An 11,929-nucleotide genomic window follows, 5' to 3' on the forward strand; every position below is an offset into this window, starting at 1 on the left:
CAGTCTTACCTACTTATAGATTAAAATTCTATATAGAAACTACCTACCATAATCAAGGTAGAAAATAACCTTATCTCTAAAGTAGTCCCCCTGTGGAATGGAGTGGCAGGTGATCGACTCCAGCGTCCGGCCGCTTGTAGACGGGAGACCCCACAGGCGCAGCCGAGGAGGCTCCCGCACCGCCCCGCGGAAAGCGGTCACTTAGAACGAAAAGGAACAGGGAGTTAAAAAGGTACCCTCTCTATTCAGCGTAGTCCTTTAGTTCAATGCCAACCAAGATAAAGAATGGAAATACCTCATCATCTCTAAAGTAGTCCACCCTGTGTATTGGAGTGGCAGGTGATCGACTCCGGCGGGAGGTAGCGGTAGACGGGAGACCCCACAGGCTTTAGCCGAGGAGGCTCCCGCACCGCCCCGCGGAAAGCGATCACCTAGAACGAAAAGGAACAGGGAGTTCAAACAGTAACCTATCTATTTTAATGTAGCGACTTCCCACTACCGGTGGACTATAACAACAAAGTAAATTACCTTCTCTGGAGGAAAACATATGCTAAAAAATCTACTAAAGCCAATAAACGATTATAAAAAAAACCTGAATAACTTTAAAAAAACCAAAGAACTCACCATCTCAAGAGTCACTCTTACCACTATAGGTATTGTACTAATCGGTTCTATCCTGTGTCTCTTACTCATGCCCCTTACAACAGAAAGTACTAGATCACCAAAACCTGTTGATCAATTAATCACCGTTGATGTAAATACCTACTGGCAAACTAATTACTCAGAGGTCGTGAAAAAAAATGCAGATTAAAATTACTAGTAAACAACTCTATATAACAGGTCTAATAGCCCTTCTTGTAGGTTCATTTACTTTGTATTCCATTCAGCCTCAAATAGAGGCTAGAAGTATCGAAACAGGGCTGGCAAATGGGGAAGAGATGAGTAAACAACGGCTTTTCGAGTTATTGGAGAGTAATCAAATTAATAAGCAAGAAAAAAATGAACTAATTGAAACGTTTATCGTAAAGCATAGTTATTCAGAATTTAATGAGGTATTTATTTCACCTCCTAATATTGCTACACCTGTGAAGAAAAACATAGATTTTATGAGCATGGAGGAAAAACTTCCTTATCTCTACTATTACCTGGAGAATTCAGAGATTGATGCGGGCTACGTCATTAAAGTAGCAAAAATCTTAAATGCATACGGTTGGAAAACTAATAATACAGAAGAAATCCAGTTAATACTCTTGGACGCTTTCGAGCGATATGAAGAAGATTCGATCAATGGTCCAGGTATTTCACAAATTATCCTTCATCAACAGATTACAGATGGTCAGTTTGATGAAGCCCTTGCTTTTTCGGACGAGCTATTGCAAAAGGATTTTGGCTTTAACTTTTATCTAAGTATAGCGAAGACTAAAGCAGAGCTATTGATACGGAAAGATAGTCATGACGAAGCATTCGAAACTATTGCAGCAATTGAGGAGTATTTGGATGAAAATGAAATTAGAGCAGATGAATCCTATGTATCAAGTGTAAAAGCACTTCGACAAATGCTAAGAAATGAACCGGAGCCAAGCACAGTTTCTGGAACGATAGATTTTAACGGAGAAATGCTTGACGGTACTGGTGTATATCTTGTAAATCATCCAGAAGGATCGATGCAATTAAGTCAGGCATTAAAATATAGAGTGATATCAGACGAAAATGGTCGTTTTAGTTTTGATAACATTTTACCCGGAAGATATAAACTGGTGATTGGACTTGATTATGATCATATTACAGATGAAAGTTTCCAAAGCCAATTAAATTATCCTATCGAAGTGAATGGTGAAGATAAGGAAGTCAATATTGAACTTGCACCGTTACTTAAACTGACTTCACCTGTCAATTATGAAGAAGTATCAGGGGATAATATCAGGTTCAGTTGGGAAGAGGTCGAGGGTGCGTTCTCTTATGCCATTAGTTTTGGTATTGAAGGTGCAGGAACAAGCACACTTGTCTTTCCTGATGTACGAACAAATGAGTTAGTGGTAAGCAAAGAAGAAATGAGCCTCAAGCGTCTTGGCATTCAAAAAGGAAATGCTTCTAGAGTTTATGAAGCAATGCTGGCTTTTTCCAACCCTTCAACCGTTTTCTATTGGTATGTAACGGCATACAATGAGGAAGGATTCATGGTTGGTCGAAGCAATGGTTATAAGTTTGAAGAGGAACATAACTTGCCTTACTTTTCCGTCAATAAAGAAGAGATTTCGTCTGCAGATGAAACCCTTTTAGACGGAGATGTGGAAGAGGCTTTAGAAGAATACAAAAATAATGTAGAGAAAGACCCAACTGATGCTCATTCCATTAATATGGTGCGTACTCTTAGCATTCATGAACTTGAGTATGATAGGGTGGATCAGCTGCTCAAGCAAGAACCGTACTTGGTGGAACTTGCGGAAATTTCGCCTAACATAGAAATATTGAGTGAACTGATGGAGTTTTATTATTACACAAAGTCATGGGAAGCTTTGGACCGTACTTATAATGAATACAATCGTTTAGATCAATATAATTTGTTTGCGGAGCTAATCTATATTAAAGGTCAGTACAGCCAAGGTAATGTTAATGAAGCAAGAAGGCTTGCGGATGAACTATACGTGAAAGATTTCCAAAGTGATTTAGCAATTGTACATCTGGGGTTAACTGAATTGATTTTAGGAGAAGGTAAGAAGACATTAGAAATAGCAAGCAACTATTCTAACTCAAGATTAGATTGGGAAGCAAAGGTTAGAGAACTTATGAAACATTATGATAAAGAGCAGATGGAAGAATTTAATTCCCTTTTTACTACAGGTAGGACGAAAGAACTAGAGGAGAGGCTAGGGGAAAGTCCGAATAATTATCTAGTTGATTTTTGGAGATCTGTCCTAACTTATGCAAAATAGCAACTTTTTTTAAAATTTCTCGTCAGTATAAATAGAAAGGACATACGTGTTTACGTAACGTCCTTTTTATTTGCTAAGTATATCAACTATAGAATCTTTATGTTAAAATTATAATGTTTTAACTAACTTAGAAAAATCTGGAGGCTATTATGTGGTTTATAGTTTGTGTTTTACTGATTCTCTTATTTCCAATACTAACAATTTCTAATATGCCTTTCTTATTATTTTTACCGGTTGGCATAATTTTTTATATTTACCGATATAAAGATAATATTTATCCTTTATCGGTCAACTCCTTTAGGAATACTTTTCCAAAGGAATACCTGCTTGCACTTACATTAAGCGCAGTGTACTTTATTGGTCATGGACTTTTTCTTTCTATAGTAAAAGGTTCCTTATCATTAAAAGATATTTCCTACTTTGTTTTTCCAATCATGTACTTACTTTTGATTCCGATTTTTTCTAAGATAAAATTTAACCATGAATTATTAAAAATATATTTTTACGTTAATGTAATTTTAGTTATATTGGTAAAAGCTTTTCCTCCTTTTGCCCATGTGATTAAGGTTTACTACGATCTTTATGCTAAAGGTAATATCGCAAGCCCTTCGACCGCGATTACCGCTATACTTGCAAGACCTGCAGGTTTATTAGTCCACCCGGCTTTATATGGATTTCTAATTTATTTTATAGCTAAATACCTTTCGATTAAGGAACCCAAATATAAATACTTTTACATATTGATGGCGCTCTTTGTCGCAGGGATTTCCGGCGGGAGAGCTGCAATCTTGACGATTATCATACTTGAAGGTGGAAGCTTTATCTTAAAGGGTGCAGGATGGAAAACGATCTTGAAGAGATTCTCTTTGATCAGTGTCTCCTCTTTGCTATTGTTTGTCGCATTATTTTTCCTTAACCCATTCTTCAATTGGTGGATTACAACCACATTTCAAGATTTGGTTGCTGGTGGAAGTCAATTCCGAAGCCACTCAATTGGCCACAGGATGAAAATGTATCAGTGGTTTATAGAGGGCCTCAATCCTATTAATGGATTGTTTGGAGGAAGAATTACATTAGAATCGTTAGAAACCCTTAATATAAGGTATATCGATAGTGAGCTTGTAATGAGGATGATGCAATTTGGTATTATCGGGTATTTATTATTCGCCACTCCATTTATAGTCTTTTATTACCGAGCTAAAAAATATCTTTATGACAAACCAGAAGTAAGAGGTTTTGCTATATTCTGCCTTTTGTTTCTACTATTAGGTTCTGTTACCACAACTATCATGACAAAAATGGTATTTGTACTCTTTGCTTCCATGATAATTGCTGTTTTTGAGAGAGAAATTAAAAATAATGGGTATAGAGAAAGTAAGGTTAATTAATCTGATCTTAAAAACGAAAAAGAACAGGCATTTTGTCTGTTCTTGTAACAAGAACTTAATATGAGTGAAATGGTTGTAGAGGCAGAGTAATTGCAAAGCATGTGTATAAAAAAAAGCGAGCAATGGTGATATACCAATACTTGCTTAAGTAGAACAACAGGATAAGTAGCACAATATAAATACACACTTTGTTAAATTATTATAGTAGACGTTTTTTCTAGACCTGTGTTATGATTATTTTGCTTAAGATAAGTGTAATGCAGAATATGTAGAAATGTCAGCAAAAGAGGTGTGTAAGTAAATGACTGTAGTAGATTACATCATAGTTTTTGTCCTAGGGTTCTTAGTAAGTTTCATGCTGACACCAGCTGTCATCAAGCTTGCCAGGAAAATTGGCGTAGTAGATAAACCAAACGCAAGAAAAGTTCATACAGAGAGCAAGCCTCGATTGGGCGGATTGTCGATATATGGTGGATTTATCTTTGCTGCGTTTTACTCAGCCATTTTTGTTGGAGTTTCCTTGCCGTGGAGCATTGTAATAGGTGCCACAATTATTGTGATTACTGGATTTTTAGATGATAAATTTGAATTATCTCCTATTGTGAAATTAACTGGCCAATTAGTGGCCGCCCTTGTAGTACTACTAAACGGAATACAAATTAAAGTTATTACAATACCATTCATCGCAGGAGACATTCAAATAAGCTGGATTGTTGCTTTTGTTGTTTCGCTTGTATGGATTATCGGTATTACAAATGCTGTGAATTTAATTGATGGTTTGGATGGCTTGGCGTCAGGCGTATCTATTATTGCATTTTCTGCTATATTTACCATGGCTCTGATTATTGGTAATACAATGGTCGCGTTATTGGCATTAGCGGTTATGGGCAGTACCCTAGCATTCCTATATTTCAACTTTCATCCATCTAAAATTTTTATGGGTGATACCGGATCATTACTGCTAGGCTATTTATTAGCGGTAGGGTCATTGATCGGTTTGAAACAGGTAACCTTTGTTACACTTATCATCCCTATTATCATTTTAGGGGTACCAATTACTGATACATTAATCGCTATTATAAGAAGAAAGTTAAATAATCAGGCGATTATGGCGCCAGATAAGAATCATCTGCATCATCGTTTGTTAGCTGTAGGCTTTACTCATAGAAAAGCGGTGTTATTCATCTATGCGATTGCGACCTATTTTGCAATATCTGCAATCTCATTCTACAAAGCAAACTTACTTGGATCGTCAATTATTTTCCTTGCTTTATTAATTGTAATACAACTGTTAATAGAGAAGTTATCCCTTATCAATAATAGCTATAGACCATTATTAACCTTGATACGCAAGATCAGAGTGTTTTTTGGCTCTATACCTCAAAGAAGAACTTAATAAATAATTAAGGGCGGATAGATAACCTCTAAACGCCCTTTTTTTGAAAAAATATACAGCAGTTATTGATAGCTTGGAGGATTAGAATGGAAAAGCCTTTAGTAACATTTATGATATCAACTTATAATTGTGATACAACAATTGATGAAGCTTTTGAAAGTATCGCAAATCAAACCTACAAAAACTTTCTTGTGAAAATTATTGACGATAACTCAAAAGATCATACGTTAGAAAAAGTGAAAAATTGGTGTGAGCGGGATGAACGCTTCCAACTAATTAATATTCATAAAGAAAACACAGGGTTGACTTCGTCGTTAAATGAAATTTTAGAATCGGTGGACACTCCGTATGCTGCTAGAATGGATGCAGACGATATTTGCTTACCGGAACGGTTGGAAAAGCAGATGAAATACCTAGAGGAACACCCGGAGATTAGCGTTCTTGGTACGTGGGCAAAGGACATTGATGAGAATGGCACGTTTATTCGAGATCGCAGGGTGCCGACAGACCACTTTAATATCAGAAAGGTGATTGTCAAAGCAAGTCCGATGATACATCCTTCTGTGATAATGAAGACAGAACATCTTAAGGATGTTACAGGATATAATACCAGCTATAGGGTTGCCCAGGATATCGATCTATGGTTTCGGTTCATTGGTAAAGGGTATAAATTAGCCAATATTCCCGAATATTTAATGCTTTATCGTGTAATAACTGGACATGCAAAAAAGCGAGGCATTAAACACAGATGGTTGGACGCTAAAATTAGGTGGAGAGGTACGCGAGTTATAGAAAGTACCCCTATGGAAAGAATGACTGCAGTATCCATCCCAATATTGCTAGGAATTATGCCATCTTTTGTTACCAGTCAGCTAATGAAATATAGCAAATATATTGATCCTAGACAGAAAACACAGAAAACAAAAAAATAATTGAGGTGTAGAAAATTGAAGATTTTAGTTACAGGAGCTGCGGGCTTTGTTGGATACCATTTAACTCAAAGGCTTCTTGCAGAAGGTATCGAAGTTGTTGGAATGGACAATGTAAATGATTATTATGATGTTCAATTAAAAAAAGATAGACTGAGTTTATTGGATAACGAGAAATTCACCTTTTATAAATTGGATTTAGCGAATAAAGAGCAAGTGTTTGAAGTGTTTGAAAAGCACTCCATTCATACTGTAATTAACCTTGCTGCGCAGGCAGGTGTAAGATACAGTTTAGAAAATCCGTATGCTTATATTGATTCCAACATCACTGGCTTCGTTAATATTCTTGAGGCCTGCAGACATCATGAGATCAAGCATTTAATCTATGCTTCCTCCAGCTCTGTTTATGGCGCTAATACTAAAATGCCTTTTTCCGTTGAAGATAAGGTGGATTATCCTGTCAGCCTGTATGCTGCAACGAAAAAATCAAATGAGTTAATGGCTCATACTTATAGTCATTTATATGGAATCCCTGTGACTGGACTTAGATTCTTTACTGTTTATGGTCCATGGGGGCGTCCGGATATGGCTTATTTTTCATTTACGAAAAATATTCTTGAAGGTAAAACAATCAAAGTATTTAATAACGGAAAAATGAAGCGTGACTTTACTTATATTGATGATATTGTGGAAGGGATTGTGCGCCTTACAAATCATATTCCAGAAACAGAAACCGTATCAACCTTAGATGAGGGTTATAACAGTAAAGCAAAATATCGAGTATTTAATATTGGAAACAATCAACCGGAAAATTTAATGGATTTTATCCACATTTTAGAAAATCACTTAGGGAAAAAGGCTAACATTGAATTTATGCCTATGCAGCCTGGTGACGTAGAAGCGACCTATGCTGACATTAAAGATCTAACAGATGCAGTCGGTTTCAAACCTTCCACGAGCCTTAATGACGGCCTGGAGAAGTTTGTAGCATGGTACAAGGACTATTATAAGGTATAAAATATAATCTAAAAGAAATTAGGTGTTTAGAATGAAGGTAAGAAAAGCCATAATTCCTGCTGCTGGTTTAGGAACTCGTTTTTTGCCAGCAACAAAAGCACAACCGAAAGAAATGTTGCCAATCGTAGATAAACCAACGATTCAGTATATAGTTGAAGAAGCAGTTGCTTCTGGTATCGAAGACATTATTATTGTAAGTGGACGTGGGAAGCGGGCAATAGAAGATCATTTTGATAAGTCCTATGAGTTGGAAGAGACACTCTTTAAAAAAGGGAAAATGGATATGCTTGAGGAAGTGCAGCAAATATCTTCCCTAGCGAATATTCATTATATTCGTCAAAAAGAACCTAAAGGCTTAGGCCATGCCATTTCATGTGCCAGCAGATTTATCGGCAATGAGCCGTTTGCCGTCCTTCTAGGCGATGATATTGTAAAATCAGAGGTTCCATGCCTTAAGCAGTTAATCGATGTATATAATGAATACCAATCCTCTGTAGTAGGGGTGCAAACTGTCCCGGATGAAGAAGTGTCCAAATATGGAATTATCGCTCCAGCAGACCAAAAGAGTGCAAATGTATACGATATTGACTCTTTAGTGGAAAAGCCTAAAAAAGAGGAAGCGCCTTCTAACCTGGCAATAATGGGACGTTATATTCTCACACCTGAAATTTTTGATATTCTGGAAAATCAAGAACCTGGTTCAGGTGGTGAAATACAGCTAACAGACGCAATTAATAAACTAAATACTATTAATGCAGTATTAGCATATGATTTCAAGGGCAGACGATACGATGTTGGAGATAAATTCGGATTTATTCAAGCGCAAATCGAATTTGCACTTGAAAGAAAAGACCTTCAAGAGGAAGTAAAAAACTATTTAAAGAAGATAATGAATTAATTTCTACCTATTCTAAAATAAGGCAGATGAATAATGACTAAAAATAGTAGAGCTGTGAGAAGGAAAAAGCTGAACAAAAAAAGGATCCTTAAGTATGTTCTATCCTTTTGTTTAGTCATCATACTAATCGGGAGCTTCTATGCATACCGATTATTGAGCACAATACAAAACACGCATTCAGAATTGGAAAGAGGAGATTACTCTAAGCTAAGAACTGAAAATGTGTCTCTAATGAAAGAACCTATTTCCATCGCTTTATTCGGAATAGAGGACTATTCCAGTGGAGGAGCGAACGGAAGAACTGATACCATTATAATCTTAACCTTAAATCCTAATGACAAGACCATCAAAATGCTAAGCATCCCGCGTGATTCCTATGTGGAAATAGCGGGTCATGGAACATACGACAAGATTAATCATGCCTTTGCGTTCGGCGGAGCGGATATGGCGATTAATACGATTGAAAATCTATTAGATATCCCAATTGACTACTACTCAACCATTAATTTTGAAGCGTTTGTTCAGATTGTAGATGAGCTGGGTGGTGTCACGGTTGATGTTCCATTTAACTTCTCTGAAACAGTGGCAGGTACAGGGGAACGTGTTTATTTTGCTGAAGGTATTGATACTTTAACAGGTGATGAGGCGCTGGCGTATGTTCGAATGAGAAGATATGACCCACGTGGAGACCTAGGAAGAATCGATCGTCAAAAACAGGTTATATCAGCAGCAGTAGATGCGGCATCTCCACAGAAGCTGTTACTCGAGATGGATGATATTTTAAGCCATATTGGAGATAATGTTACGACAAGTTTAAAAACTAATAATATGATTAGTCTCCTTCGAACCTATTCAGGTGTGAATAGCTCAAATATTGAAAGTGTTAGTCTCGCAGGTACTGATACCAGAATAGATGGCGTCTACTATTACGAAATTGATCCTGTTTCTTTAGAGGAAGTAGTTGCTGAGCTAAAAGCCCATTTGGAAATAGATTAAAACGTAAAAGCCCCCTAATTCATTTTGAATTAGGGGGCTTTTACGTTGTGTTATTAATACTGTTTTGATACTTCTGTTCCAGTGTAATAGTGTGCCAATATTTCTTTGTAATTTTTATTACCGAATTTAGCAAATCCTTGGGCACCCCATTGGCTCATTCCTATTCGGTGACCCCAACCACCACCGGAAATGGTTATGGATTTTGGATCGCTAGGTTTTGAAATTGTCCCTGAAGCAGACATAATATTCACATTCGAACCTGTGATGGATTGTGTTCCGCTTGGCAGTTGTATTTTTTGATTTAGTACACTAAATGCCTCGACATCCTGGTTAATCAATTTTACCTTGTAGTCTTTAGTGTAGGTTACATTAAACATACTGGATGGGAGCATATGATAAAAGGCTGCTTCGGAAGGGAAAATAGCACGTATTTGTCCTTCGTTCCCAGTTCTTGTATAGGCTCCGTCAGAAGTGGTATAAGTTACCCTACTAACTTCCCCATTGGCTCCAGTTTTTGCAATTTCCATCTCTTGTAGTAAGACGGTTGGAGAAAAATTTTGTTTAGTGACTAGAGCAAACTCGGTAAGCAAGTCGGTGGCGCTATAATTGAAAGTCCAATTATGTGCTCTTCTTACAGATGCTCCCGCTTCGGCAATTGCCTGTGCTTCATAAGGATCTTCCACTGAGGAATAGTACGACTTGTGACCACTGCTTGCCCAAACGTCTCCGTAATTTGCTGTCACCCCCCCGCTAGCTGCCCCAAAAAAGGTCATAATAGGTTTTCCCTGATATTTCACGACTTCCCCTCTCGTTGCATCAACCGCATCATTCGTTCTAGAGTGTTCCGAACTGAATCCATTATACACTTGACTGCTGGTTGTGTTTGAAAGTATTCCCGAGGCGTAAGCATAGCTCCGAGCAGTAACCGCTTGAGCTTTTAACGCTTCCATATGCCAGGAAGGATACGATTCATTAGGAACTACGCCTTTAATATAATCTTCAATTCCAAGGACATTTATAATTTCAATTCCATTTGTACCAAATTTCTTAACGATAAAAGATCCTCTATATTCTCTGCCACCAACTTGAAAGGTAGAATAATTTCTCCCGAGCGTCTGAGGATAGGTTATGGGACCACTTGAAACACTAGATGCAATCCAGCCTGTTATCCCTTTGACATTTACTTTATACCAGGGAGAATGGACGTCGTTTGTTTGTTTACTTTCTCCCAAGTACTCCGCTGCTTCACGATTATCTAAAGAAGTAACTACCGGACTGTTAGTTGTCGCATTCTCGCGTATATTAACAGGACCTGAAGCTGCAGTGATAATGGCTCCTTGGTATTCGTTTACAGGGATGTCATAACCGGAAGTAGCAGACGCTCTTCCAAATCCAACCGTCAGATGGCCGCCGCTTCTTGTGATTGCTAAAGTTGTATTATGTTCAATAAATCTTTTGGACAGATATGCTGAATCAACAGCATAGTTGCCCTTTACAGTGATGGTAGCAGTAGGAGAAGTAGAGCGGTAAATAGAAACTTTTACCTCTTCCGTATAAGCAGTCTTTGTTGCTGCATCTGCATTGGCAGGTTGAAAAATTAATGCTGCACAAAGCAAAGGAATGAGAAGCATTTTCTTCATCATATTATCTTACCACTTCTGCCGCGTGTTGAATAACCCATGCAGTTGTTCCATCTGAGAGTCGGATCTGATACCAAGTTTCGCCTCTGCTATTTGATTGCGTTTGTATATAGGTAGCAACGGAACTTTTCTTAAGTTGAGTAACTACGCTACCATTAAAGGATTTATCGCTTCTAATATTTGCATCCTTATTCAACACTACATGAGAATAAGAGGAAGCAGAAGGAAGCTCGATTGTGGAATGTGATGCCACTATATAAGCAGTTGTTCCATCTAAGAATGTACCTTCATACCACATGTTACCATTTTGATCATAATGTGTTTGAAGATAATGAAATTCTGTACCGGAAGGAGAATTGTTTATCTTGGCTGGAGTGGATGTAGATAGGCCACTTCTAATATTCGCTGTTCTCGAAACGACTATCTTTAATCCTGTAAATCCACTTGATATAACTTTTACCGACTCTTCAGGCTGACCCGATCCTGAGTTACCTGCGTTCTCTTCAAGGTTAGTAATCCTGTCTTTAATAGGATTTAATTGTGCATTAACCCATTCGACGCTCGCTATTACAAAGTTTGATGATGCGCTTGTACTAGTTGTGAATAATGATCCTACCAAAGTTCCAATAAGCAAGGCTGACATAGCGATAATGATTGTTTTTTTCAAAATTATCCCCCTAAAAATTTTTCTAATCTTTTAAACTATATAATAGGTTTAACTAGAAAAGAAGA

Annotated in this window: 10 protein-coding genes; 8 read left to right on the plus strand and 2 right to left on the minus strand. The window is 37.4% G+C overall.

Features of this window, described 5'->3' with window-relative positions:
* Nucleotides 1-547: 547 nt before the first annotated feature.
* The 8 genes from K9B36_RS06890 to K9B36_RS06925 all read left to right on the plus strand — a co-directional run bounded on the left by K9B36_RS06890 (nt 548) and on the right by K9B36_RS06925 (nt 9,557).
* Nucleotides 548-811, plus strand: a complete 264-nt coding sequence (locus K9B36_RS06890; protein WP_223701283.1) for a hypothetical protein — start codon at nt 548-550, stop codon at nt 809-811.
* Nucleotides 801-2,933: a carboxypeptidase-like regulatory domain-containing protein gene (locus K9B36_RS06895; RefSeq protein WP_223701284.1), complete on the plus strand. Its 2,133-nt coding sequence runs from the start codon at nt 801-803 to the stop codon at nt 2,931-2,933. The genes K9B36_RS06890 and K9B36_RS06895 overlap by 11 nt, the downstream gene beginning before the upstream one ends.
* Nucleotides 2,934-3,082: 149 nt before the next feature.
* Nucleotides 3,083-4,321 carry a hypothetical protein gene (locus K9B36_RS06900; protein ID WP_223701285.1) on the plus strand — a complete coding sequence of 413 codons (1,239 nt, stop codon included), beginning with the start codon at nt 3,083-3,085 and terminating at the stop codon, nt 4,319-4,321.
* A gap of 301 nt (nt 4,322-4,622) precedes the next feature.
* The gene (locus K9B36_RS06905; protein WP_223701286.1) at nt 4,623-5,717 is read left to right on the plus strand and encodes a glycosyltransferase family 4 protein; all 1,095 of its coding nucleotides are present in this window, start codon (nt 4,623-4,625) and stop codon (nt 5,715-5,717) included.
* An 86-nt stretch (nt 5,718-5,803) separates the two neighbouring features.
* Entirely contained in the window at nt 5,804-6,649 is an 846-nt protein-coding gene (locus K9B36_RS06910) for a glycosyltransferase (protein ID WP_223701287.1), read from the plus strand.
* Between the two features lie 15 nt (nt 6,650-6,664).
* Nucleotides 6,665-7,663 (plus strand): NAD-dependent epimerase, encoded by a 999-nt coding sequence (locus K9B36_RS06915; protein ID WP_223701288.1) that lies wholly within the window; start codon nt 6,665-6,667, stop codon nt 7,661-7,663.
* A 31-nt stretch (nt 7,664-7,694) separates the two neighbouring features.
* Complete coding sequence (gene galU, locus K9B36_RS06920) at nt 7,695-8,561, plus strand: UTP--glucose-1-phosphate uridylyltransferase GalU (protein WP_223701289.1); 867 nt, start codon at nt 7,695-7,697, stop codon at nt 8,559-8,561.
* 231 nt (nt 8,562-8,792) lie between these two features.
* Complete coding sequence (locus K9B36_RS06925) at nt 8,793-9,557, plus strand: LCP family protein (protein WP_223701290.1); 765 nt, start codon at nt 8,793-8,795, stop codon at nt 9,555-9,557.
* Nucleotides 9,558-9,610: 53 nt separating this feature from the next.
* Here K9B36_RS06925 and K9B36_RS06930 read toward each other — a convergent pair whose 3' ends face one another.
* A complete protein-coding gene (locus K9B36_RS06930) occupies nt 9,611-11,200 on the minus strand; it encodes a SpoIID/LytB domain-containing protein (protein WP_223701291.1) in 1,590 nt (529 codons plus the stop codon).
* 1 nt (nt 11,201) lies between these two features.
* Nucleotides 11,202-11,864 carry an SH3 domain-containing protein gene (locus K9B36_RS06935; protein WP_223701292.1) on the minus strand — a complete coding sequence of 221 codons (663 nt, stop codon included), beginning with the start codon at nt 11,862-11,864 and terminating at the stop codon, nt 11,202-11,204.
* Between the last annotated feature and the right edge of the window lie 65 nt (nt 11,865-11,929).

The organism is Sutcliffiella deserti (assembly GCF_020037475.1).
Lineage (GTDB): Bacteria > Bacillota > Bacilli > Bacillales > Bacillaceae_I > Sutcliffiella_A > Sutcliffiella_A deserti.